Raw genomic sequence first — 23,380 nt, 5'->3', positions numbered from 1 at the left:
CCACCTTGTTGGATGTGTCTAGCGCGCCCCAGTCTTGGCTTGCGCCAGACGATAGGTGCGTGCCGGATGGCAGAGCAATACCGCCACGACCATAAAGAACGCTGTGGTGCCCAGGCTGATGGGGTAGACCATCATGATGTTCGCAAAGGTGCGGAAGTGCGGGAACACGCAGAATACCCAGTAGAAGCGGATGCCGCAGACACAGATCATGGTGATGAGGGCGGGCATGAGCGAGATGCCAAAGCCGCGCAGGTAGCCGGACATATTCTCGTAGAACATGCTAAAGGCGTATGCCGGGAAGATCGAGCACACACGGATATAGCCGATCGAGACGATGTTGGGATCGCTGTTAAAGAGCGCCAGGATCTCGCGCCCCAGACCGACGATGATGACGATGGTGGTGAGTGCGACGATACCGCCTTCGACCAGGCAGACCTTGAGCGTTTTGGTGCAGCGGTCGATCTGGCGGGCACCGTGGTTTTGTCCCACAAAGGTGGTGCAAGCCTGGCTAAAGCTGTTGAGCAGGTTGTAGCACACATACTCCAGACTCATGGCAGCGCTGGATGCCGCCATGACCTCGGTGCCCAAGCTGTTGATGGCGGACTGGATGATGATGTTAGCGACGGCAAAGACGGCGCTTTGGATGCCGGCGGGCAGGCCGATCTTAACGATGCGCTTGAGGGCGACGGGGTCGATAGCCAGATCGCGCAGGGTGACGCGGACGACGGAATCGGTCTTGAGCAGACGGATAAAGAGCGTGACTGCGCTGACGGTATAGGCGATGGCGGTGGCGATGGCGACACCCGCGACGCCCCAGTGGAGCACGGGGACAAAGATGAGGTCCAGGCCAATGTTGAGGACGGTGGACACGGCAAGCGCCTGCAGCGGCATGCGGGTGATGCCGACGGAGCGGAAGATTGCGGCCTCAAAGTTGTAGAGCAAGATCGAGGGCATGCTGAGCAAAAAGACGCGCAGGTAGAGCGATGCGAGCGGCATGGTTTCGTCAGGGACGTTGAGCGCGGCGAGCATGGGCTCGGCAAAGATCTCGCCCAGTGCGATGACGACAAAGCCCACGAGTGCCATCAGAATCGAGGTATGGACGGCGCGCTTGACCATGTTCTGATCGTTGCGGCCGATGGCGTTGGCGATGACCACGTTGGAGCCAAGCGACAGCCCAATAAACAGGTTGATCATAAGACTGGTAAGCGGAACATTGGAGCCGACCGCCGCCATGGCGAGGGTTCCCTGGTCGCCCGAGAAGTTACCGATGATGACCGTGGCGATGAGGTTCGACAGCTGCTCAAGGATGCTCGTGGCGGCGACGGGAAAGGCGAACAGGGGAATATTGCGCCACAGCGAGCCGGTGGTCATGTCAATGTGCTTGGACGCGGTATCAGTCATACGCTCTCAATCTCTAATATGCGATTCGCTCCTTATTTGCGCAGACGATGATACTCCTAATGCATCCAGTCGGCACTTAGGGACGTTCCTTTTCTGCCGGCAGCTGGGGACACTCCTTCAGACTAGTCATTGGGGACGTTCTTAAATGACTAGTCGAACAAGAACGTCCCCAATGACGAGGCGGGGGAGGCGTGCGACAATGGTGGGCGTTGTGTTGTTCGCGCTAAGGAGTTGCCATGTTGTTGTGTCCCGTTTGCCATGAGCCTTTGGTGGACGACGAGCGCGGTGCTGTGTGCGCGGGCGGACACCGGTTTGACCGTGCGCGCGAGGGCTATCTGTATCTGCTGCGCTCGTCCAAGAGCGGCGACTCCATGGGCGATCCCAAGTCGCAGGCGCGCAGCCGTCGTGACTTTCTGAACCGCGGTTACTATGCGCCGTTGCGCGATGCGATGGTCGAGCTGGTGCGCGCGCGGGCGGCAGAGCACGGGGTGTCTACGGACAAGCAGCTGACCTTGCTCGATATTTGCTGTGGCGAGGGCTACTACACCAGCGCCATGGGTGCGGTGCCGGGCGTGGATGCTTATGGGTTCGACCTGGGCAAAGAGATGGTACGTCTGGCCGCCAAGCGCGGCGATGCGACCTACTTCGTGGCCAACATGAAGGACATCCCCGTGGCCGATGGCACCTTCGATATGGTGTCCGAGCTCTTTGCTCCCTTTAACGAGCGTGAGTTTGCCCGCGTGCTGGCACCCGAGGGCTCGCTCTATACCGTTATACCGGGTGCCCGTCATCTCTTTGGGCTCAAGGAGGTGCTCTACGACACGCCATATCTCAACGACGAGAAGCTGCCGAAGACGACCGAGCTCGAGTTGGTGGGAACGCAACGGGTATCTGCGAACATTACGCTCCAGACGCAGGCCGACATCGAGGCGGTGTTCCAGATGACGCCGTACTACTACCGCACGCGCCCTGCCGACAAAGAGCGCCTGGCAAACCTGGACACCCTTCAGACCGGTATCGACTTCATCATCGCCGAGTACCGCCACAGCTAACAACCTGCCAAAAAGGGACAGGTTTATTTTGGCAGGTTTTATCTGGGCAAACGTAAAGGGCCGACCGCGTTGCTGCGCGATCGGCCCTTTTTAGTTGCTTGGCTGCAGAGGCTAAGAGAAGCGAGCGCTTACAGGCGGTCCTTGTTCTCGGCCTTGACGGCGTGCGCCTGCTGAACAAAGAACAGGTCGTAGACCACGATGACAAAGGCGCCGATATTGACGGCGCTGCCGCCGAGTGCGGGAAGCGTGAGCACGGCCTGCGCAATCGTGGCGATTGCGGCAACGATGCCGAGCTTAAACGCGCCATCCACCTGCGAGGGCTTGTTGGCGCCCTTGATGCCGGCGACGCCTGCTGCAAGATCGACAAGACCTTTGATGACAAGTACGGCCGCGGCGAGCATGGCGTTCGACCCATACTTGGAATCGAGGCTGCCGTTGGCGATGCCGACGCCGGCGATGACGAGGCTGGCGATGCCCAAAACAAAGTAAATGAGGGCAAGTATTTTGAGTGTCTTGCGAGTGTAGCTCATAGCTGGTCCTTTCGAAGTGGACATGACGTATTTGATGCGCACGCATGACGCATGTCGCGAAGCATATTGTAATTCAACCAGGTGCTGTGTACGTTCATCCAATAGTTGAATGCTCCGCTCATGACAGGGATGGCACTTGCGCTGTGCTAGGTTTTTGTTTAACTGGATTAAACTGTGCATTTTTTAGAGGTGAATGGTGAATATCAAGCAGGTTGGCTATTTTGTCGCCGTATTCGAGACGAAGAGTTTTACTGCTGCGGCGCAACAGCGCAACGTGACCGTTCAGGCCATTTCCAAGTCAATTAGCGAGCTCGAGCAGTTTTTTAACGTTCAGTTTTTTGAGCGTGGAAGTAGCGGTGTCAGGCCGACTCAGGCCGGCCGCAGCTTTTATGCCAAGGCTCGCCCCGCCGTCGAAGCATATCGCGAGGTTGAAAACTTTGACCCGTCTGGATGCGACCTGACCGTCTCGTCGGCCTCTGGTCCGCAAGCGATGCCGGAACTCTCGATTGGCCTGTGCGCTCCCGCATTCGATAACGAGGATAAGCTATATAAGGGGCTATCTGCGCTTATCATGCGTGGTGTGCGCGTGCGGGTGAAGTTTTGCACTGTGCATCCCGGAGTTGCCCAGCAGGAGCTCGAGCAGGGCGGCCTTGATGCCTTGCTTACGGTGGGTACATATGACAATACCAATGATGACTGCGAACAGCTGGGAACTCTGCCCACGGGTATTTTCGTCGCTGCCGACCATCCGCTCGGCAAGAGGCCCTTTGTGACTGTGGCTGATCTGAGCTCCTATCCGGTGGGACAGTCGACTGCGTTCGATAGCTTTAACAACTCGATTTTTTGGCAGTACAATAGCCACGATGTCCTAGGTGAGACGCGCGTTATCGATAGCCCCGCTCAAGTTGGGGCGTTTTTGACGGCCGAGCGCGGCTATTTCTTAAATGCCATTCTTCCCGTTCCCGGTCAGGTTGCAAGTGGGTTTGAGATTGTTCCCATTGTGGGCGAAGGGGCCCTGACGGTTCCGGTGTGCTTAGTTTCCCTTAAAGATGAAAAGTCCCAAGCTTATCACGTCGTAGAGAACTACTTGATTCGCATGGTGGGCTGTGCCAACGGGTCTGCTGCTCGCTAGCACATTTGTTGACGCGCTTGCCGCTGTCGGCCCGGTCGTGTCTGGCATTATGCTGTCGATTGTGCCGTGCCGTGGCAACCGAATGAATGCAAAGACTATCCACAGCAAACCGCCCTCCGTTTCTTGTCTGCTCGAGAAACGGAGGGCGGTTTTCATATACGGCGCTCTGCGCAGGCAGGTCAGATACCCTAGCTCAGGTGCTCCTGGCTTTCCTTTTTAACGCGGTTGGCGAAAACGAAGTACACGGCACTTACGACCACGGCGGTAACATCGGTGGCGCTGGTGCCGACTCCGCCCAAGAAGGGCTCGGAAAGCAGCAGGCTCACAACGGCGCATACCAGGCAAATGATAGCCCAGACCCAAACGACACCAATCTTGCTGGGGTTATTTGAGGCGCGGATGCCCAACGCGGCAGCGATGATTTCGACGATGCCCATCACGATGACGACAACGCTGTAGACCGAGAGATCGCCGCTGGCGTCGCCCGAAGCTGCAGTGAGCGCCAACGCGCCCGCGGCGATGCTAAAAATACCTCCCACTACATAGATGATGGACATGACCTTTAGGACTTTACGATTGTTGCTCATGTTCAGTTCCTTTCCCTTGAGCCTTAATGGCGCCGTGCGGGTGTTGCCCGGTGCCATGAATTACTGATTGGTAGGTTCATTACCCAGGTCTTGCGAGGCGAGTTTCTGCTCTTCGCTAAACTCGTCCGCTTCGGCGAGTTCTTCAGCGGTAGCTTCCCTTGAGGCGGACTCGTCGGCATCGCAATGATCGAAAACGAGTTGATAGGGGGCGATGTCGCGGCGGGAAAGCATGAGCTTTACCTCACGGCGCAAAGAACGCATGACGCCGCCGCGATCGGTCTCCTTGCAGGTGGCGACGACGCGAATGGTCATAGCGGCGCTGCTAAGGTCGACCACGCCCTTGTAGAAGGGGCCATCGATAATGGCGGGAACGCGGTCATGCACGCTTTTGAGCTCGTCTTTAAGCACCTTTTCGACATAGGGTAGAGATTCTCCCACCGGGATGGTGATATCTATACTGGCGTAAGAATTAAGTTTGGTCATGTTGGTGACATTCGAAATCGAGCTGTTGCGCAGGAGCAGAACATTGCCGTTGCCGTCATTGATCTTTGTGGTTCGCACGCCAATCTCCATAACGGTGCCGGTATTGCCGCCAACCGAGATGACGTCTCCAACGCGGAACTCGCCTTCAAAGATAATAAAGAGCCCGCATAAGATATCCGTGATGAGGTCTTTGGCTCCAAAGGAGACGGCGAGCGTGATGATGCCTGCCGAGGCTAAAAGCGTTGCGGTATCGACACCCAAAACACCGAGGCACCAATAGAGCATAGCGATGAGAGTCCCGTATTTTGTCAGGCTCGAGAGAAGTCGGCATATCGTCTCGCCGCGCGCTCCAAGCACATTGGACAACATGCGAAGAAGCGCCTGCGCGATAGCGCACACTGTGAGAGCCACACAGGCGTACATGATTGAAGCGGTGAGCGCGAATATGTTGAGACCGTGCTGCCAGTCGTTACCTAGGATATAGGTAAATACCGAATTCGGGCCAAACAGAGCGTCTTTAAGCAAGACGGCCAAAAAGACGATAAACACCGCGATGCCGGTAAACCATCTAAGGACTGTGCCGAGTTTTTGCTCGGGGGTTTTGTCCTCCCATTTAAAGGAGATGTTGAGCCATCGGCCAATGGCGCTTTCGCTGTGTTTGACACGGCCGTCGGGCGTCGTGACGGTGATGTTGTGCCGCCTTGTCGCGAAATCGTCTTCGCGCTTCGAACGCTTTTCTTCGACTTTTATGGTGTCGAGTGTCAGCAACGGGTAGATAAGGGCAAAGCAAATGGCGGCGATAACTCCGGTTGCGATGGTGAGCGGAACGCGCTGGTGCATAAAAGAGTCTTCGGGTGCTGCGACGTAAACGTAATAGTCACCAGTCTCCAAGCGGGAGGCGTAGAGTTTTTGGTTGTCGATGTAGACGAAGTCGCTAAAGCCGTCTGCAAGCTGCTCGTCAGTCAGTCCTATTTCGGATGCCTTTTTCCCCAAAAGAAGGTCGTTGGGATGATATGCGACGGTACCGTCTTTTTTCTCGATTGCAAAGGCGAAGCCTCCGGCGCCCGCCTTGATGCCATCGAGCACCGCGTCGATCTTGGTGCTCTTGAGCATTTCTTCTAAGCGCATGGGGCGCACGGCAATCTGCACGATTCCGTCTGCAATGCCATCCTGATCGTAGAGTGCGACTCCGATGTACTGATATGTCTCGCCGGTGGTTCTGTTGATAGAGAGGGGCTGTATATATTCATCCTTGCCGCCCAAAAGCGAGCGGAACTCGTAGGAGGAGTCACCGTACTTGGTCGAAAGGCTGTAGGATCGCTGCGACGTGCTCGAGATCGTCATATTGCCGTCGCCGTCGTAGAGATAAATTGACTCGATGTTGAACGTTTTTGCCAAGCTGTGCAGGTCGGCTCGCGTGGCGAGCTCTGGATTGTGCTCAATGATGTAGGCGATAATGTGGCAGGCAGTGGCATAGTGCTCGCTATATTGGCTCGTAAGTTCATCCTCGCGCAGCGCATTATTTTTGAGCGTTTGATCGATCTGCTCTAAGCGCTCTCGATTGACCGTCACCTGGCTCGAAAGGGCAAAGAGCGTTTGCATATAGAAGGTTACTGCCAAAAGTAAGACGAGTCCTGCAATGGACAAGGCTGTTGCGCGCCTGCCCACGGAGGGGCTAAACCGAAGGCCGCGACCGATCTTGACGTATTCGCGATGCCCGTGGTCGTCATGTTCGTCATCCGCTAGGACAAACAGGTCATAGAGTGCCACGGCGGCGACGATTGTGATGAAGGCAAAGAGGATGACACCCACGGTGATGTTGCGCGCGGAGGCGGTATCGCTTTCGGGAATGGCGAGAATGTAATAGGTGTCATCGACCAACTTGACGCGACAATACAGGCTTGTGTTTTTGACGGAAGTGATGAATGTCTTGCCGTCCTCAAGATTGCCCATGTCGATGCCGTTGTCGAGCGCATCGGTACCTATCATGTTCTGATCGGGATGGTAGGTGATCAGGTGCGTTTTTGCCGATACGGCGAGGACATATCCGTGGCTGCCGAGCGAGATGTTCTTGAGCATGCTCTCGGTCGAGCCGGTGTCCTTGACAAGGGCGTGCAGCTCTTGGGGATTTTGCTCTACGATGACCATGGTGTCGTCATCGATTTTGGCGGCATAGTATCGCATGACCCAGTCTTGATCGGGAAGATCGATCTCAACTGGATCGGAGGGCTTGCCGGTCTCGAAGCACTGACGTAGCTGGTTAAAGCGGGCGCGGCTGAAATCGGCTTTGGTGTCAGCCGCTTTGGCGATGATGGAGCCGTCACGTCGGGTAATGAGAACGTTATCGACCTTGAGCAGGTCCTTGAACTCGGCCATTTTGGCATCGGTCGCTTCATAACCGGCATTGTTGGCCGCCATAAATGCGATGCTTGCGGCACGCGTACGATACAAGTCATCAAATGCTTGGGTGTTGTCTTTCGTTTCCGACTGAGCCGTTTTAACGAGATCGGGGAGTTCAGCGGCAACGCGATCGAATTCCAAAGCGTATTCCTCTTGCGATAGACGCGTTTGCATCGAGGCGAGTAGGAGTCCCATCGCTAACGTGCAGACGGCTACGGCAATGGCAAGCGCCACGGACTTCTGTTTTAGTCGCTTGGACATGGGTGGACTTCCTTAGTTCCATTTCTGGATGAGCGTATCGATTGTTTTGTCTTTGAGCATTGAGCGTACTTCGGCGGCAATCTTGGGTGAAAGCTCGGAGCCCTTCTGCGTTGCGACAGCGTAGCGCTGTGGGTTGATGCCAAAATCGGGCAGGACGGTGCGCTCGCCATCGAGATAGGTTTTGGCAATTGCGCCATCGGTCGCCATGGCGTCGACGTCGCCGGATTCCAATGCGTGGGAAAGCTCGGCGTAGCTTGCATATTGGCTCAGATGCCATGTGTCGTAGTCAATGTTGCCGCTCTTGGCATCCTGCTGCCGGGGGATGCCGTCCGAAAGCCCCAGCTCCAAAAACTTCGCGGCAAGTTGAGGTGCAGCGTTTGTTCCGGATACCGTGCCAATTGTTCCGCCCTTAAGCTGGGAGAAGGATTGAATGAGCGATGTATTTTCGACAACAAGAATTACCGAGTCGGTGTAATAGGCGGCAGAGAAGTCAAACAGCTTTTTGCGTTCGTCGCTTATCGAGTAGCACGCGATCAGGCAATCGACTTTTCCCGACGAGAGCATTTCTTCGCGCGTCTCGGGCGTTACGGATGTAAACGAACAGCCTCCATAGCCAAGACGGTTTGCCAACTCGTTGGCGAGGTCGATTTCGAATCCGTAGTACTTGCCGTTGTTGGGATTACGTTCGCTAAACCCGACGATATCCGAGCGGACGCCTACGTTCAGCCTGGCCTTGCCGGACATGCCGGAAGCGCTGTTCGAGCAGGCTGACAGTACCACGGCTGCCAGTGTGGCTCCGGCTGCCGAGATTGCCAACCGGCAGGCCTTTCGGCGTGTGACTGAATGGTCCATTTGCATTCCTCACGACGAATGTTCAGTCCTTTAATGATATGGACGGGCAAGTATGGAATAGTCGCGAAGCGGCGGGTAAACGGAGGGTTGAGGTGGAGGACAATACCTGACGGGATTTGGTGCTTTACCGCTAAATAGATGCTCGCATTCTGCGATGGGCGTTAGGTCCTGGACGCCCTTCAGACCGATACCGACTTCATCATCGCCGAGTACCGCCACAGCTAACAACCTGCCAAAAAGGGACAGGTTTGTTTTGGCAGGTTTTATCTGGGCAAACGTAAAGGGCTGATCGCATTGTGGTGCGATCGGCCCATGTTGGCTGCTTGATTGCAGGGGGCTGTGGCAGACGGGTACCTACAGGCGATCCTTGTTCTCGGCCGTAACGGCGTGAGCCTGCTGAACAAAGAGCAGGTCGTACACCACGATGGCAAAGGCACCGATGTTAACGACGCTGCCGCCGAGAGCGGGAAGGGTAAGCACGGCCTGAAAGCGCTTGGGGCCTGCGCACCTCAACCTTTCAAAAAGGAAAGCCGGGCGTAAGCCAAATCGATGGCAGCTCATGCGCAGCGCTGCGATGATGGAATCGTAACAAGGAGCTGGTCTAAGGAGGAGCCATGATGTACGGAACAGAGCAAGTGCGCGAGTCGCGGTCGTTGGGAAGGCGCATGAGCGATTCTGTGATCGCTGCCGTGTGCACGGGATTGATGGCGGTGCTTTGCATTGGGATGCTGTGGGCCATGTCGCATGTGGGACAATAACGAACGGCTGGGTGCCGACGGACACGGCGCCTGCGTATCCGTTTTGCTTGTGAAGGAGTGCCCATGGGCGTCGTCGATCCCTTTTCTGTTGCTCGGGCCGCAGGGCTAGAGCTGACCGAGAAGCCCGAGGGGCTCACGCTCACCGACGGCACGATGGAGCTGCGTGCCGATTTTGCCCGCATGCGCCCACGGCTCAAGCAGGGCCGTCTGCAGCAAGAGCTGTTGGTGAAGGCCGCGCGCACAAAAGGCATTGAGAGCCCCTGGGCGATTGACGCTACGGCAGGCTTTGGCGAGGACTCGCTGCTGCTAGCGGCCGCGGGCTTTACCGTCGATCTGTATGAGCAGGATTGCGTGATCGCGGCGCTGCTGCAGGATGCTTTGGATCGAGCGGCAGATGATCCGGCACTTGCGGATGCCGTGGCGCGCATGCACTTGCATGCGGGCGAGGACAGCATTGCCGGCCTTCGCCATACGGCTGAGCTAATCGAGCAGGGTGAGCTTACGGCTCCCGACGTGGTGTACCTGGACCCCATGTTTCCCGAGCGCACCAAGAGCGCGGCGGTCAAAAAGAAGTTCCAACTCCTGCACCATTTGGAGCAGCCGTGCGCCGATGAAGAGACACTGGTCGAAGCTGCGCTTGCGGTGCGGCCGCGCAAGGTCGTTATCAAGCGGCCGGTGAAGGGGCCGCTGCTTGCCGGCGTTAAGCCGAGCTATCAGCTTGCGGGCAAAGCCGTTCGTTACGATGTTTTGGTGCCGCCGCGCCCGTAGCTTGTGTGCGATGGCCGGCGCTGCGCCGGTGCCGTGCCGCTGCGTCAGCGCCGCGCCGACGCAGGCCCTATTTCCAGGGATGCGACGTCAAATGCCATCCGCCGCAGTATTCGCATTTGTAGCAGGCCAAACCACGCCGCCCGCGGTTTTCGCAGTCGGCCATAACTGCTTCGGCCTCGGCGCGTGTGTCGTAACGGTTTTTGCGCTCGCACGACTTGTAGCGCCAGGCCTCATCGCGCTCGGCGCCCAGGGCGTCGCGGCGCTCGCCCTCGCGCGCAAACAGGTCGCTCATATCGCCGCCGGTGGCAGCGCCCAAAAACTCGCTTTTGGCCTTTGACCAGGCGGCTCGCTTCTTGCTCCCCATCTGCTTCGCACCCTCTCCAAACGTTGGTATCATTGCTCAATCAAAGTGATACCAATAAACGTGAGGTCGCCGCGTGATGATCAGAAAAACCCTCGATACCGACATTCCCGTCGTCATGGCTATCTATGACGCGGCCCGCGCCTTTATGCGCGCACATGGCAACGCCACGCAGTGGCCCGAGGGCACGCCTTCGGCCGAGCAGCTGGCTGCCGATATTGCCGCTGATGGCAGTTACGTGTGCGAAGTCGACGGTCGCGTGGTGGCGACGTTTGCCCTTTTGCCGGGGCCGGACGAGTGCTATGACGTCATTGAGGACGGCGCCTGGCGCAGCGACGCTCCATACCATGTGCTGCATCGCGTGGCATCCGACGATACCGTGCACGGTATCGCGGTTGCGATGTTTGCCTTTGCCAAGGAACGCGCCGACCATCTGCGTATCGACACGCACAAGGACAACTTGCCCATGCAGGGTGCCATCGCCAAGGCCGGGTTTAAGCGCGCCGGTATCGTATATGTGTCGGACGGTACGCCGCGTGTCGCGTTTGATTGGCTGCGCGAGGCGTAGGAGCCAAGGCACGTATCGTCACCCAGCTCAAATAAAAAATGGCCTCGAGTGGGGCCATTTTTGGTAAAACGCGTCGTTGTGGGGCTCGCGTTGTTACCGCCCAGATGAGTCCGGGCGGACAAAAAGGGGAGGTGCCGGCTTTCGCAAGGCGCGAACCTACGAAAATCGCCGCGCGGCAACGCAGGGCGATGAGCTCGGTCGGGGGATAGGGCCCGCTTCGCCCGCCGGCCCGTAAATTGTATCATCCAGTGTGGAACGAGAATGCCCGTTGCCGCGTGCGGTGGGCTTGCAATAAGAGGAGAGTCATGTCGAAGCAAGCTGTCGTTGGAATCTTGGCGCATGTCGATGCCGGCAAGACTACGCTGGCCGAGGCCATGCTGTTCTGCGCAGGTCGCATTCGCAAGCGCGGCCGTGTGGACGACGGCGACTCGCACCTGGATACCAACGCTATCGAACGCGAGCGCGGCATCACGATTTTCTCGTCGCAGGCTGTGCTCGATCACGACGAAACCCACGTTATGCTCGTGGACGCCCCCGGTCACGTGGATTTTTCAGCCGAGGCAGAGCGCACGTTACGCGCGCTCGACTACGCGATTTTGGTGGTAGGTGCCAACGACGGCGTGCAGGGACACACCGAAACCCTGTGGCGCCTGCTTGCACGCTATGACATCCCGACGTTCATCTATATCAACAAAATCGATTTGGAGAATCCCGGCCGCGATGTTTTACTGACGCAACTTGGGCAGCGTCTTTCCGAGGGCTGTCTGGATGCCAACGAACTGCTGACGGGCGGTGCCGCTTGGGAGGACGCTGCCGCGTTGGACGAGGCAGCCCTCGAGGAGTTTCTTGAGACAGGCGAGCTTTCCGTCGCAACGCTTTCGCGCATGGTTGCCGAGCGCAGGCTCTTTCCTTGCTTTGCCGGCTCGGCGCTTAAGGACCAGGGCGTGGGCGAGCTGCTGGATGGCATGTGCGCGCTGATGCGTGAGAGGGCGTGGCCGCCGGAGTTCGCCGCGCGCGTCTATCGCGTCAGCCGCGGCGATCGCGGCGAGCGCTTGGCTTGGGTAAAAGTGACCGGCGGCACGCTGCATGCAAAGCAGATGATCGAGGGGCGCTCCGGTGCCGAGGCATGGGAGCAAAAGGTCGATCAGGTGCGCATCTATAACGGCGAGAAGTATGAGCTTGCCCAAGAAGTTGCCGCTGGCGGTATTTGTGCCGTGACGGGTCTTGCGCACGTTCGCCCAGGGGACGCCTTGGGCGCGGAACCCGCGTGCGATGCGCCCGTCATTGCGCCAGTTCTCACCTATACGGTGCTTCCGGGCGAACACGACGTCCACACGGTGTTCAAAGCATTGACTGAGTTGGCGGATGAAGATCCTATGCTCGGCGTAAGCTGGAATACGCATCTTGAGCAGATTCATTTGCAGTTGATGGGCGCCGTGCAACTCGAGGTCGTACAGCGGGTGTTGGTCGATCGCTTTGGCCTTTCGGTTGAGTTTGAGTCTGGCGGCATTCTCTATAAGGAGACTATTTCGCAGCCGGTCGAGGGCGTGGGCCACTTTGAGCCGCTGCGCCACTATGCCGAGGTGCATTTGCGCCTGGAGCCGTTGCCAGCGGGTTCGGGCGTGCAGTTTGGCACCGTGACCTCGACCGACAAGCTCGATCTTAACTGGCAGCGTTTGGCACTCACCAACGCCATGGAGCGCGATCACCTGGGCGCACTGACCGGCTCGCCCATCACCGATGTGCGCATTACGCTTACGGGCGGCCGCGCGCATGCCAAACACACCGAGGGCGGCGATTTTCGCCAGGCCACGTACCGCGCGATTCGCCAGGGTTTGATGCAGGCGCGTGAGGTCGGCGCAGCCGTGCTGCTGGAGCCGTGGTATCACTTTGAGCTCGAGGTGCCGGGGGAGTGCGTGGGCCGGGCGCTCTCGGATGCCACGCGCATGGGCGCCGAGTACAAGCCGCCGACGATGGCGGGAGACCGGGCGAAGCTTGTGGGTCGCGCGCCGGCATCCGAGGTGCAGGATTATGCGCTGGAGGTGGCTGCCTACACGAGCGGTCGCGGTCATCTGTACCTGGAGTTCGCCGGCTATGCGGCTTGCCATGATGCCGAGCGCGTAATCGAGACGGCCGCCTATGAGCCCGAGGCCGATCTGCCCAACACGCCCGACTCGGTCTTTTGCGCCCACGGCGCCGGCTACACGGTCAAATGGTACGACGTACCCGCCGCGGCGCACGTAAAGGTCGATCCCGCCACTTTCCGCCCCTATCGCTCCGCCGACGCGGAATTTTTCGGCCACATGTGACAAAGGGACAGTCCCTTTGTCACATTGAGTTGGTATAACTCGGTATAAGTTGGTATAACTATTACCAGCGTTTGCTAATCCGAGGAGGCCGACATGAACCCAAATCCCTTTAAGCCAACGGCTGGTAAACGACCTCCGATACTCATCGGTCGCGAGTCGGTCATCGAAGATTTTGAGGAAGGGCTTGATAACGGCGCCGGGGCGCCGGGCAGGCTCATGCTCATTACGGGAAACCGCGGCTGCGGCAAAACGGTTCTCCTGCGAGAGCTGCAACGTCTAGCCAGCGAGCGCGGATGGGCGGTTATCTCCGATTCTGCTTCGCTTGGCTTGTGCGATCGCCTGGCCGACGCGCTTCGCTCGAATAAACCCGTTGTGACGTCAATGGAGTTTGGGCCGTCGTTTGGTCGGATGTCGGTCGAGGCGGCTCGGGCAAAGGGCGAGACGCTACGGGGGCTGGTCAACGAGCGCCTCAAGAAGCTCGGTCCAGGCAAGGGCATCCTGTTTGCGATTGACGAGGCGCAATCTGCGTCAATCGAGGAACTGGCGGCCCTTGCCGTTCTCTATCAGCAGGTGCTCGGAGATCAGGATGCTACGGGCCTGCCCGATAGCGACCAGCGCGGTCTTGCGCTGGTATTTGCCGGCTTGCCCAGTATGGTTGACGACCTGCTCGAAGAGCCGAGCGTGACGTTTTTGCGCCGTGCTCAGCAGCGTACGCTGGGGGCGATTTCTTTGCCCAAGGTGCGCGATTCATATGTCCAGACGGTCAAGGACGCCGGTCTTTACGTTGATGCGGAGACGGCGGACCTTGCGGCGCGCAAGAGTATGGGGCATCCCTACATGGTCCAGCTGGTGGGATATTACATGTGGCGCTCTGCTGTCCGGCGTGGCTCGCAGATCATCGAAAGCTGTGATGTCGAGGATGGCCATGCGGATGCCGTCTCCGAGTTCTACGAAGCGGTCGACGCGCCTCTGTATTACGGGCTGCGTACCCCACAGCGCCTCTTTATCGAGGCCATGGCTACTGACGAGGGTAAGCCGACGCGCATGGCGGATATCATTGAGCGCTGCGATCGCACTCAGAGCTGGGCGAGTAAATATCGCGCAAGCCTGATTCGCGAGCGCGTCATCGAGGCCGCCGGATACGGCCTTGTGCGGTTTACCGTGCCCATGCTGGGCGAGTATATCCGCGACCGCGTTTTATGGCATGAGTAGGGTGATAAAGGTGACGGAACAGAAGATGAGCCCGCAAGCTATCGAGGTGCGCGGTGCGCGCGTCCATAACCTTAAGGACATCGATATCGATATCCCGCTGGGAAGGCTCGTGGGCATTGCCGGCGTGTCGGGGTCGGGCAAGAGTTCGCTGGCGCTGGGGGTTCTTTATGCCGAGGGCTCGCGCCGTTACCTGGAGGCGCTCAGCACCTATACCCGTCGTCGTCTGACGCAGGCCGAGCACGCTCAGGTGGATGAAGTGCTGCACGTGCCGGCGGCGCTCGCGTTGCATCAGCGCCCTAGTGTGCCAGGCGTACGCTCGACCTTTGGCACCATGACCGAGCTCAACAACAGTCTGCGTTTGCTCTTTAGCCGCTGTGCCCATCACGTGTGCCCACATTGCGGGGCGCGTGTGGAGCCGAGCCTTAACGTGGCCGCAGGCCTGTCGCTCACGTGTTCGACATGCGGCCGCGAGTTCTACGCGCCGAGTGCCGAGGATTTGGCTTTCAATAGCGGCGGTGCATGCCCCACCTGTGGCGGTACCGGTGTCATGCGCGAGGTGGACGAAGCGAGCCTGGTGCCCGACGAGTCCAAGACCATCAACGAAGGCGCGGTGCTTCCCTGGGGCACGCTCATGTGGGACTTGATGAAGCAGGTAGCCGGCGAGATGGGTGTGCGTACCGATGTGCCGTTTAACCAGCTCACACCTCAAGAGCGCGACATCGTGTTCCATGGTCCGGCGGTTAAGAAGCATATTCTCTACGTTCCCAAAAACGGCGAGGGCGCCACGCCGCTCGACTTTACCTATTACAACGCCGTCTATACGGTCGAGAATGCGCTCGCCAAGGTTAAGGACGATAAGGGACTAAAGCGCGTGGCTCGCTTTTTGCGCGAGGGCCCGTGCCGTGACTGCGGCGGCACGCGTCTCTCCGAGGTTGCGCGCCAGCCCCAGGTGCGCGGTATCAATCTGGCGCAGGCCGCGGCCATGACGTTGGGTGAGGCGATTGAGTGGGTGCGCGGGGTGCCCGCATCCTTGCCGGCCGAGATGCAGCCCATGGCAGTGGATATCTGCGATTCGTTTTTGAGCACGGCTCGTCGCCTGGTCGACCTGGGGCTCGATTACCTCTCGCTCGACCGCGCCGGTGCTACGCTCTCCACGGGTGAGCGCCAGCGTGTGCAGCTCGCCCGCGTGGTGCGCAACCGATCGACGGGCGTGCTGTATGTGCTGGACGAGCCTTCGATCGGCTTGCATCCTGCCAATGTCGACGGCCTGGTGGGCGTGATGCGCGATCTGGTTGCAGACGGCAACACGGTGGTTGTGGTCGACCATGACACGCGCGTGCTGGCAGAAGCCGACTATCTGGTCGAGATGGGTCCCGTTGCCGGAGCAGGCGGCGGTCATGTAATCGCTGCCGGTACGGTGGACGAGGTCGAACAATCGCAGGGTAGCCGCATCGCGCCGTTCTTGCGCTCGGACCCCAAGCGCTTGCGCCCGCAGGTGGCTGACGACGAAATGTTCGACCAAGGCCATATCTGCATGGCGACCGGTACCATCCATACCGTCAAACCGCTCGAAGTCGATATCCCGCGCGGCCGCTTTGTCGCGGTGACGGGCGTTTCGGGTTCGGGCAAGACGACATTGGTGCTCGAGACGCTCATCCCGGCACTCAAGGCGCAGGCAGCCGGCGAGCGCCTGCCGGGGCACGTGCGTTGGGTCGATGCCGAGGGCATTGCCCGTGCAAATCTGATTGACGCTACGCCTATCGGCGCCAACGTGCGCTCGACGGTGGCGACCTATGCCGACATCCATGATGAGCTGCGCCGCGCCTTCGCCCGTACGCCCGAGGCCAAGGCGGCAGGGTATAAGGCGGGTGCCTTTAGCTACAACACCGGCACCTTGCGTTGCCCTACGTGCGATGGCACGGGTTCGATATCGCTCGACGTGCAGTTTTTGCCCGATGTCGAGATTGTCTGTCCTGCATGTCGTGGCTCGCGTTATGCAGACGCGGCCTCGCATATTCATCGCGAGGGCAAGGACGGGAGCCTGCTCACGTTGCCGCAGCTCATGGACATGAGTGTGGACGAGGCCCTCGACGCCACGGTGGGACTCAAGAAAGTCCAGGCGCGCCTGCGGACACTTCACGACCTGGGGCTGGGCTATCTGACTCTCGGCGAGCCCACGCCGGCGCTCTCGGGCGGCGAGGCGCAGCGCCTTAAGCTTGCGAGCGAGATGGGCCGCGTGCAGGACGATGCCGTATTCGTGTTCGACGAGCCCACCATCGGCCTGCATCCGCTCGATGTTCAGGTACTGCTGAGCGTGTTTGACGGACTCGTTGCCAAGGGCGCCACGGTTATCGTGATCGAACACGATCTCGACCTCATCCGTAACGCCGATTACGTGATCGACATGGGCCCGGGCGGCGGTGATGCGGGCGGGCAAATCGTCTGCGTCGGCACGCCAGACGACATCGCGGCCTGCCCTAAGAGCATTACCGGCCGCTACCTATAGTCAATGTGACAAAGGGGCAGTCCCTTTGTCACATTGACTTCTATTTCACGCATTGAGCGGCGAGATAGTCGCGGAAGAATGGCAATTCAAAAGCGACGATTCCGCGCCCGCGTTCTCCAATGATGCCGGCATCTATCATGCGACGTCGATAGCGGGAGACCTGTTGCGGCGAACGCTTAAGGCGCTCGATAAGGTCGGCGGTGGTGGACTCTTCCTCGTCATCGAGCATGGCGATGAGGAATCGCTTGTCCTCTGCAGTGAGTTCCCGATAGGTTGCCGCGAGGATTCGGTCATCCATCTCGTCGCGCGCGATTTTGATTCCCAGGTCAAAGTCGCGTGACGAGATTTCCTTCGAATCGCTTGTGAGATCCCAGGCACGGTAGCCTACGAGTTGCAATAGGAAGGGAAAACCAGAGATCGAGCGAACGGCTCTATCGATTCCCCCAGCATCTGCCAGGCGATCGTTTTCCTGGATTGTGCGAATCAAGGCCTCGCGTACGTCATGGTCTGCGATGCGACCCAGATGATATTGTTGGGCGCGGCTAAGGAACGAGACCGTCTTGTGGTTCAGCAACGTCGAGACGTTGTTGGGAAGTCCCGCCATGAGCAGCGCGACGCGTTTCCCATCGGTCACAAAGTGCTGATACGTCGCTGCGAGCTGAATCATCTCGTCGAGCGTCGGGTCCACCTCGTCAACCGTAATGAGCAAACCGGCGCCCGCCTCGTTGAGCTGGTCGATGATGTCACTCATGCGATAACGCCAGGTTGAGGCATCGTGGACGCGATTGACCTCGATGCTGCCGAGCGGTGCAATTTCGAGACCGGTGACTTCGAAGCGGCTGGACGAGTCGATAAGATGGCCTGCAGCACGTTTCGCCCCGAACTCGATTTCCTCAAGCATTCCCGAGAGCGCGGTCGTCTTTACGGCAATCCAGCCGTGGGATTCCGCCCTTGTCGCAAGCGACGACATGAGAGCGGTTTTACCGGTTCCACGCGCGCCTGAGAAGATCGAGGTCAATTCCGGGCGCCTGCGCTGGCTCAAGAAGGCGCGGTCCAAATCCCGAATAATCTGTTGTCTGCCAGCGAGATGGGCAGGAACCTCGCCAAAGCTAGGGGTAAACGGGTTTTCGAGGTATTCCACAATGCCATCCTTTCGCGTCGCCGTTTAACTTCATTTTATTTTAGTTAATTCTGATTAAAAGTGATGGTTCGTTATTTAGAGCATCAATCAGGCATGTGTGTCATCGACGTGGCGCTTGAATGTGACAAAGGGGCAGTTCCTTTATCACATTTCCGGAAAGCCTGCCTGGCGCAGGGCCTCGTAGAGGACGATGGCGGCGCTGTTGGAGAGGTTGAGTGCGCTGATGCGGTAGTCATCCGGGTTGACGAAGTTGCCGCAGATGTCCTGCTGCAGGATGGCTTCGTGGCTGTCCTCGGTATGCCCGAGCGACTCCTCATGAGCCTCCCAGGCATCGGCGTTATCGAGTGAGTCGCAATCGCGTAGCATGGGGATGCGCTCGCAGCGTTCGGACGCCGCGGCAAGCAGTGGCTCGGGAATCCCCGAGCCCTCGCTGCCAAAGACCAAAAAGTCGCCGTCGCGGTAGGTACTTTGCGCATAGGTACGGCGCGCCTTTTTGGTCAGCAGGTGCAGGCGTTCGTCGGCGGGGGAGAGGCCGTTGCGCGCAAGGAAATCCTCCCAGCCGGCATAGGTCGTCACGTCCAAGTTTTGCCAGTAGCCCAGACCGGCGCGACGCACCGTCTTGTCGTCGAGCGAAAACCCCAGCGGCTCCACCAGATGCAGACGGGCGCCGGTAACCACGCAGGTGCGGCCGATATTGCCCGTATTGGCCGGAATCTCGGGCGCATACAGCACAATGTTGAACATGAATCTCCTTGGCTCAGAACGAAAAACCACCACGAAGGGTACCTTCGTGGTGGTTTGGCGGTTACGTAGGCGGAAAAATGCCCGCTTGGATAAACCTAGGCGCGGTGCCAGTCGGTCAGGCAGGCATCGAGGGCGGCGATGAGCGCGTCCTTGTCCATGTGACGGCCGATGATGCACAGGCTCGTCATGCGGTCGCCCGTCTCGTCGTCCCAAATCTGCATGATCTCGGGGTTCTCGTCGATAATCTTCTGCTTCTCGCCCTCGGGCGCAGAATCGACAAACAGACCGTTCTCCATCAGGCGCATCTGGTGGCCGGCCTGCTCAAACATGTAGCACATGTCCGGATTACCGTTCTGCCACAGCGGGCCTTTGACGCGAATAACCTCGTCGGGCCACTCCTGCTCAACAAAATCGGTGAACTTCTGCAGGTCGAACGGCTTGCGGCGCGAGTACACAAAGGTCTCGATGTCGTACTCGAGCACCTCGGGGTCGTCGTGCTCCTCGGGATGCTCCATGGCCTCGATCCAGGCAGCGGAGTTGTAGGCGCGCATAAAGTCGAAGCGGTCGGTGTCGAGCAGCTCCTCCATGGGGACCTCGCCGTTTTGGGCCTCGACAATTACGGCGTCCTTCTGCAGGCTGCGCACGATGGCCTTGAGCTCGGCGATCTGCTCAGGGCTCACGGTATCGGTCTTGTTGAGGATCAGCGTGGAGCAAAACTCGATCTGCTGGATGAGCAGGCTTTCGATGTCGTCCTCGTCGATATCCTCGGCCAGCAGGTCGCGACCGCCGTTGAACTCGTCGTACATGCGGGCGCAGTCGACCACGGCCACGATGTTGTCGAGCGCGAGCTTGGGCTCGCCGCCCACCTTGGCCTCGTCGCAGAAGCTCGAGATGGTGTAGGCGATGGGGATAGGCTCGCAAATACCCGAGGCCTCGATGATGATGTAGTCGAACTTGCCCGAATCGGCGATGCCTTGCAGCTGGTTGGCCAGGTCGTCCGAAAGCGTGCAGCAGATGCAGCCGTTGGTGAGCGGGATGAGGTCGTCGGTCTCGGAAAGGCCGCCGTCGGCGATGAGGCTGGCGTCGACGTTGATCTCGCCGATATCGTTGACGATCACGGCGGCGCGGATGCCGCCGTCGTTAGCGAGGATGTGGTTGAGCAGCGTGGTCTTGCCGGCACCGAGGTATCCGGTAAGCATGATGATCTTCACGGGTTTGTTGGGCATGTGCCCTCCTTTGTTAGACATGGCTTACAGTTGAATCTTATGTCAAACGTCTGCTCTTATACCCACGTGCCGACAAATAACACAGGCTACTCCCAGGCTCCCCACACGTCGGGACAATAGCCGACGGTGGCCTTTTTGCCGTTGCGCACGATGGGCTCGGCCAGAACCTGCTGGTTCTCGAGCAGCTTATCGAAACGCTGGCTGGGGGTGAGGTGCTGGATGAGTGCGAGCGTCTCCTCGTCCTTGGCTTTGGGGTTGAGCAGCTTGTCGATGCCGCCAACCGCCTGTATCACGCTCGTGAGCTCGCCCTTGCTCATCTCCTTTTCCTTCAGGTCAATAAACTGCACCTTAATGCGGCGCTCCTTAAAATAACGCTGGGCCTTCTTGGTATCGAAGGACTTCTTGGTGCCAAAAATTTGCACGTTCATATAATGTTCCGCCGTTCTAACGAACGGCGGTCACCTCGACGCTGCAAAGCCATCTGATGGGCAATCTGCCTTTCAATCGTCGGGCGCGGGCAAAAGCCCAGCGCCCTCCTCTTTCAAGGCACCTTGTCTCATCAGCTGGCTTTTCGCTGACATTGACGGTACATCGAGGTGACCGCCGCCGGACTTATCGAATAAAGTTGGTGCGCTCGCGATCGGCCTCGGGGGCTTCGATGCCGGCAGCCTTGCCTGCCTCGATGCAGCGCAGGAGCCAGGCCATGTTTTTGCCGATGTTTCGCATGGTGGCCAGGCCCTCGGCGTCCTGGGCGGCCTCGCCCGGCATGGCACCAAAGACGTTGTTCCAGTACGTGGAGGCCACCACGGGCATCTGGTTGATAGTGAAGTACTTGTTGAGTACATCGAAGGTGGTCGACGTGCCGCCACGGCGGGCGACGGCGACCGCGGCGCCCGGCTTGTGCGCAAAGGCCTTGCTGCCAGCATAGAATGCGCGGTCGAGGGCCGAGAGGATGCGTCCACTGGGATGCGCATAGTAGACGGGGGAGCCAAAGACAAAGCCATCTGCCTGCTCGGCGGCGGCGATCAGCTCGTTCACCACGTCGTCGTCAAAGGTGCAGCGGCAATCGAGCTTGCCGCACTGACCACAGCCAATGCAGTCGCGAATGGGCTTGGCGCCCAGCTGGAACACCTTGGTATCGATGCCCTCGGCGTTAAGTTGCTCGGCGACCTCGGCGAGTGCGCGGGCGGTATTGCCGTTTGCCTTGGGACTGCCGTTGACCAAAAGAACCTTCATCACAAACTCCCTCTGCTGTTGGTGACTTCTGCAGAGGATTATCTCACGAGCGGGCAGATAGCGTGGGGCGCGATGCCGGCCCCGAGGGCCCACGGCAGGCTCGCTCACCAGGTACGAGCGGGATACGGTCCAGAGGATGTTGGAGTGCGGGGCCTCGTGCGAGCAGATTGTAAGGGGTCTGGGCGGGTCGCCCTCGATGGCGAGCTTTGAGGTCTTGGAAGGCGGGCTGCTGCTGCGGCGGCTATGGTTTATACTAAGGCGGTTGCTATCGAGTAATTCATACTTGGTTTGATTCGATTGTGAATGCGTAACTAGGATGGAAAGCAAAGGAAACTCTATGGAAACAGAGGATGCTGTTTGCTTGATGACTTCGATTGCCTTGATTGTCCTTTCAATCCAATACCGAAGAGGAAGATGGCTCTGCTCAATTGCTGGATATGATGTCACAAAAAGGGAGAGCGAGATAGATATACGCCCTTACGCAAAGCTGATTTCTTCTGTGACGTTATGGATGGGGCTGCTGTTTTTCTTGTGGGCGGTAGAGGGCTGGGTACGCGATTGGAATACCAGCGTTTTTGAAGTTTTGGTTCTACTTCTGTTCAGCTTGGCCTCTTTGTCGTTCGTGCGGCTCGTTAGGTTTGTGTTTATGAGGCGATAGCCAGCGGAAGTGGCTGGACGACAAAATGGACCAATGCAGCCAATTGTCAATAGAATTTGGTAGGCTTGGCTTAACAGATTTACTCGAGGGCATATCCGTGGCGGGGGATAGGTTCTATCTTGTTGAGCACTTATTTGCATCAGGCAAAGTAAACCAAGAGTATCGAAACGGTGCCCCCGGGCCCCGGGAGGGACTGCGGGGACGTTCGGCTAACTGCGGGTACGACCTATTTGCCCAATGTGGTCGGTTGAGATCGGAAATTAACCATCATGCGCCCCATAACGCTAGTCCAGCTTGGTGCCCGGTACCTGCGGCGCCTCTTTAATCAGCGCATTGAGTTCGTTCAAAATGGAAACGGGCTGTCGGTCGACGGCGTCCAGATGAAGCGTCGCCACGCGAAGGGGCGGCTGATATTCAAATGAGCCAAGGAGCACGGGCGATCCCAAGAACCGTTCGATTTCGTCTGCAACCGCGTCGGTCTCTTCGGGATCAAGTTCGTCAAAGAGCGCCACGAACATCGGTCCGGTCGAGCGGAACAGACGACCCTTGCCGCGCGAGCAATCCATGAGGCAGGCGGCGCTTTCTGCCAAAACGCGGTCGCCTGCATCAAAGCCAAAGCGGGCATTGACCTGTGCGATTTCGTCGATTTTAATGGCGATCAAGCCCGCGTTTCGTGCCACGCGACGCATCTCGCCAATGGCGTTGACCAGGGCGTGGATATCGCCCAGACCGGTCACGGAATCGGTCGTATCTGCCAAGCTTCGGTTGGTGACAATGCCCACATACATGTTGGGCTCGGTATCGGTGCCGTCCAGGCGGTAACCCGTGCAGTCGCAAAGCGCGTATTTTCCGGCGGTATTCATGACGCGATACTGCATGCAGTGGAAGTGCCACGTGCCGTTTACCACCATATCGAGCTCGGCACGTACGTTGTCGCGGTCTTCGGGGTGAACACGGGCAAGCCATATATCGAGCGAGTTGTAGGGATGCTGGGAGGGTAGGTCAAAATCGCGCACGGCATTAACCGACCATTGCGATTCGCCGGTGTCGAGGTTAATGATGAACGGATAGCGTGTCTCGGAGCTCATGGAGATCGCTTGGAACACTCGGTCGTTGCAGGGGGGTGTTCCTATAGTTTTGTCAACTGGGCAATGCTGTTTTCGAGATTGAATCGCGACATGCTAACGCCAGGCCT

General features: G+C 58.6%; 21 protein-coding genes. 8 read left to right on the top strand and 13 right to left on the bottom strand.

The window, feature by feature from the left end:
• Window positions 1-18: 18 nt before the first annotated feature.
• The gene (locus tag PMX72_RS04595; RefSeq protein ID WP_271729564.1) at window positions 19-1,401 is read right to left on the bottom strand and encodes an MATE family efflux transporter; all 1,383 of its coding nucleotides are present in this window, start codon (window positions 1,399-1,401) and stop codon (window positions 19-21) included.
• Between the two features lie 236 nt (window positions 1,402-1,637).
• On the opposite strand from PMX72_RS04595, the gene PMX72_RS04590 reads away from it, so the two are divergent.
• Window positions 1,638-2,453, top strand: a complete 816-nt coding sequence (locus PMX72_RS04590) for a putative RNA methyltransferase (RefSeq protein WP_271729565.1) — start codon at window positions 1,638-1,640, stop codon at window positions 2,451-2,453.
• A gap of 128 nt (window positions 2,454-2,581) precedes the next feature.
• On the opposite strand, the gene PMX72_RS04585 is transcribed toward PMX72_RS04590, so the two are convergent.
• Window positions 2,582-2,983: a hypothetical protein gene (locus PMX72_RS04585; RefSeq protein ID WP_271729566.1), complete on the bottom strand. Its 402-nt coding sequence runs from the start codon at window positions 2,981-2,983 to the stop codon at window positions 2,582-2,584.
• 196 nt (window positions 2,984-3,179) lie between these two features.
• Between PMX72_RS04585 and PMX72_RS04580 the strand changes: the two genes are divergently transcribed.
• A complete protein-coding gene (locus PMX72_RS04580) occupies window positions 3,180-4,115 on the top strand; it encodes a LysR family transcriptional regulator (protein WP_271729567.1) in 936 nt (311 codons plus the stop codon).
• A 188-nt stretch (window positions 4,116-4,303) separates the two neighbouring features.
• Here the strand turns inward: PMX72_RS04580 and PMX72_RS04575 are convergent, their stop codons facing one another.
• The 4 genes from PMX72_RS04575 to PMX72_RS04560 all read right to left on the bottom strand — a co-directional run bounded on the left by PMX72_RS04575 (window position 4,304) and on the right by PMX72_RS04560 (window position 9,178).
• Window positions 4,304-4,702, bottom strand: coding sequence for a hypothetical protein (locus tag PMX72_RS04575; protein ID WP_271729568.1), 399 nt, complete (start codon window positions 4,700-4,702; stop codon window positions 4,304-4,306).
• A gap of 60 nt (window positions 4,703-4,762) precedes the next feature.
• Complete coding sequence (locus PMX72_RS04570) at window positions 4,763-7,846, bottom strand: mechanosensitive ion channel domain-containing protein (protein WP_271729569.1); 3,084 nt, start codon at window positions 7,844-7,846, stop codon at window positions 4,763-4,765.
• A 12-nt stretch (window positions 7,847-7,858) separates the two neighbouring features.
• Entirely contained in the window at window positions 7,859-8,698 is an 840-nt protein-coding gene (locus PMX72_RS04565) for a transporter substrate-binding domain-containing protein (RefSeq protein ID WP_271729570.1), read from the bottom strand.
• A 354-nt stretch (window positions 8,699-9,052) separates the two neighbouring features.
• Entirely contained in the window at window positions 9,053-9,178 is a 126-nt protein-coding gene (locus PMX72_RS04560; RefSeq protein ID WP_271729571.1) for a hypothetical protein, read from the bottom strand.
• 341 nt (window positions 9,179-9,519) lie between these two features.
• On the opposite strand from PMX72_RS04560, the gene PMX72_RS04555 reads away from it, so the two are divergent.
• Entirely contained in the window at window positions 9,520-10,224 is a 705-nt protein-coding gene (locus PMX72_RS04555) for a class I SAM-dependent methyltransferase (RefSeq protein WP_271729572.1), read from the top strand.
• Window positions 10,225-10,291: 67 nt separating this feature from the next.
• Here PMX72_RS04555 and PMX72_RS04550 read toward each other — a convergent pair whose 3' ends face one another.
• The gene (locus tag PMX72_RS04550; protein WP_271729573.1) at window positions 10,292-10,588 is read right to left on the bottom strand and encodes a hypothetical protein; all 297 of its coding nucleotides are present in this window, start codon (window positions 10,586-10,588) and stop codon (window positions 10,292-10,294) included.
• A gap of 76 nt (window positions 10,589-10,664) precedes the next feature.
• Between PMX72_RS04550 and PMX72_RS04545 the strand changes: the two genes are divergently transcribed.
• The 4 genes from PMX72_RS04545 to PMX72_RS04530 all read left to right on the top strand — a co-directional run bounded on the left by PMX72_RS04545 (window position 10,665) and on the right by PMX72_RS04530 (window position 17,180).
• Window positions 10,665-11,153 (top strand): GNAT family N-acetyltransferase, encoded by a 489-nt coding sequence (locus PMX72_RS04545; RefSeq protein ID WP_271729574.1) that lies wholly within the window; start codon window positions 10,665-10,667, stop codon window positions 11,151-11,153.
• 305 nt (window positions 11,154-11,458) lie between these two features.
• Window positions 11,459-13,462 (top strand): GTP-binding protein, encoded by a 2,004-nt coding sequence (locus PMX72_RS04540; RefSeq protein WP_271729575.1) that lies wholly within the window; start codon window positions 11,459-11,461, stop codon window positions 13,460-13,462.
• Window positions 13,463-13,555: 93 nt separating this feature from the next.
• Window positions 13,556-14,674 (top strand): AAA family ATPase, encoded by a 1,119-nt coding sequence (locus tag PMX72_RS04535; protein ID WP_271729576.1) that lies wholly within the window; start codon window positions 13,556-13,558, stop codon window positions 14,672-14,674.
• A gap of 10 nt (window positions 14,675-14,684) precedes the next feature.
• Complete coding sequence (locus PMX72_RS04530; protein WP_271729577.1) at window positions 14,685-17,180, top strand: excinuclease ABC subunit UvrA; 2,496 nt, start codon at window positions 14,685-14,687, stop codon at window positions 17,178-17,180.
• Window positions 17,181-17,220: 40 nt separating this feature from the next.
• Here PMX72_RS04530 and PMX72_RS04525 read toward each other — a convergent pair whose 3' ends face one another.
• From PMX72_RS04525 to PMX72_RS04505, 5 genes are all read right to left on the bottom strand, one after another.
• Window positions 17,221-18,321, bottom strand: coding sequence for an AAA family ATPase (locus PMX72_RS04525; RefSeq protein WP_271729578.1), 1,101 nt, complete (start codon window positions 18,319-18,321; stop codon window positions 17,221-17,223).
• 144 nt (window positions 18,322-18,465) lie between these two features.
• Window positions 18,466-19,065, bottom strand: coding sequence for a tRNA (cytidine(34)-2'-O)-methyltransferase (locus PMX72_RS04520; RefSeq protein ID WP_271729579.1), 600 nt, complete (start codon window positions 19,063-19,065; stop codon window positions 18,466-18,468).
• A 95-nt stretch (window positions 19,066-19,160) separates the two neighbouring features.
• The gene (locus PMX72_RS04515) at window positions 19,161-20,291 is read right to left on the bottom strand and encodes a GTP-binding protein (RefSeq protein WP_271729580.1); all 1,131 of its coding nucleotides are present in this window, start codon (window positions 20,289-20,291) and stop codon (window positions 19,161-19,163) included.
• A gap of 86 nt (window positions 20,292-20,377) precedes the next feature.
• Window positions 20,378-20,719, bottom strand: coding sequence for an arsenate reductase family protein (locus PMX72_RS04510; RefSeq protein WP_271729581.1), 342 nt, complete (start codon window positions 20,717-20,719; stop codon window positions 20,378-20,380).
• A gap of 184 nt (window positions 20,720-20,903) precedes the next feature.
• Window positions 20,904-21,527, bottom strand: coding sequence for a flavodoxin family protein (locus PMX72_RS04505; protein ID WP_271729582.1), 624 nt, complete (start codon window positions 21,525-21,527; stop codon window positions 20,904-20,906).
• Window positions 21,528-21,864: 337 nt separating this feature from the next.
• On the opposite strand from PMX72_RS04505, the gene PMX72_RS04500 reads away from it, so the two are divergent.
• Complete coding sequence (locus PMX72_RS04500; protein WP_117635527.1) at window positions 21,865-22,185, top strand: DUF3784 domain-containing protein; 321 nt, start codon at window positions 21,865-21,867, stop codon at window positions 22,183-22,185.
• A gap of 284 nt (window positions 22,186-22,469) precedes the next feature.
• Here PMX72_RS04500 and PMX72_RS04495 read toward each other — a convergent pair whose 3' ends face one another.
• Window positions 22,470-23,273, bottom strand: a complete 804-nt coding sequence (locus tag PMX72_RS04495) for a diguanylate cyclase domain-containing protein (RefSeq protein ID WP_117655635.1) — start codon at window positions 23,271-23,273, stop codon at window positions 22,470-22,472.
• Window positions 23,274-23,380 lie beyond the last annotated feature (107 nt).

It is taken from the genome of Collinsella aerofaciens, assembly GCF_028207065.1.
Classification (GTDB): Bacteria; Actinomycetota; Coriobacteriia; order Coriobacteriales; family Coriobacteriaceae; genus Collinsella; species Collinsella aerofaciens_AR.
The sequence above is the reverse complement of the archived record's forward strand: the minus strand, read 5'-3'. Positions and strand labels throughout refer to the sequence as shown.

Bases quoted from the DNA above. Each gene is read 5' to 3' on its own strand.
- PMX72_RS04595 (WP_271729564.1), bottom strand. From the start codon at position 1,401: ATGACTGATACCGCGTCCAAGCACATTGACATGACCACCGGCTCGCTG.
- PMX72_RS04545 (WP_271729574.1), top strand. From the start codon at position 10,665: ATGATCAGAAAAACCCTCGATACCGACATTCCCGTCGTCATGGCTATC.
- PMX72_RS04575 (WP_271729568.1), bottom strand. From the start codon at position 4,702: ATGAGCAACAATCGTAAAGTCCTAAAGGTCATGTCCATCATCTATGTA.
- PMX72_RS04570 (WP_271729569.1), bottom strand. From the start codon at position 7,846: ATGTCCAAGCGACTAAAACAGAAGTCCGTGGCGCTTGCCATTGCCGTA.
- PMX72_RS04535 (WP_271729576.1), top strand. From the start codon at position 13,556: ATGAACCCAAATCCCTTTAAGCCAACGGCTGGTAAACGACCTCCGATA.
- PMX72_RS04510 (WP_271729581.1), bottom strand. From the start codon at position 20,719: ATGAACGTGCAAATTTTTGGCACCAAGAAGTCCTTCGATACCAAGAAG.
- PMX72_RS04495 (WP_117655635.1), bottom strand. From the start codon at position 23,273: ATGAGCTCCGAGACACGCTATCCGTTCATCATTAACCTCGACACCGGC.
- PMX72_RS04585 (WP_271729566.1), bottom strand. From the start codon at position 2,983: ATGAGCTACACTCGCAAGACACTCAAAATACTTGCCCTCATTTACTTT.
- PMX72_RS04555 (WP_271729572.1), top strand. From the start codon at position 9,520: ATGGGCGTCGTCGATCCCTTTTCTGTTGCTCGGGCCGCAGGGCTAGAG.
- PMX72_RS04550 (WP_271729573.1), bottom strand. From the start codon at position 10,588: ATGGGGAGCAAGAAGCGAGCCGCCTGGTCAAAGGCCAAAAGCGAGTTT.
- PMX72_RS04520 (WP_271729579.1), bottom strand. From the start codon at position 19,065: ATGTTCAACATTGTGCTGTATGCGCCCGAGATTCCGGCCAATACGGGC.
- PMX72_RS04590 (WP_271729565.1), top strand. From the start codon at position 1,638: ATGTTGTTGTGTCCCGTTTGCCATGAGCCTTTGGTGGACGACGAGCGC.
- PMX72_RS04505 (WP_271729582.1), bottom strand. From the start codon at position 21,527: ATGAAGGTTCTTTTGGTCAACGGCAGTCCCAAGGCAAACGGCAATACC.
- PMX72_RS04500 (WP_117635527.1), top strand. From the start codon at position 21,865: ATGGAAACAGAGGATGCTGTTTGCTTGATGACTTCGATTGCCTTGATT.
- PMX72_RS04565 (WP_271729570.1), bottom strand. From the start codon at position 8,698: ATGGACCATTCAGTCACACGCCGAAAGGCCTGCCGGTTGGCAATCTCG.
- PMX72_RS04515 (WP_271729580.1), bottom strand. From the start codon at position 20,291: ATGCCCAACAAACCCGTGAAGATCATCATGCTTACCGGATACCTCGGT.
- PMX72_RS04540 (WP_271729575.1), top strand. From the start codon at position 11,459: ATGTCGAAGCAAGCTGTCGTTGGAATCTTGGCGCATGTCGATGCCGGC.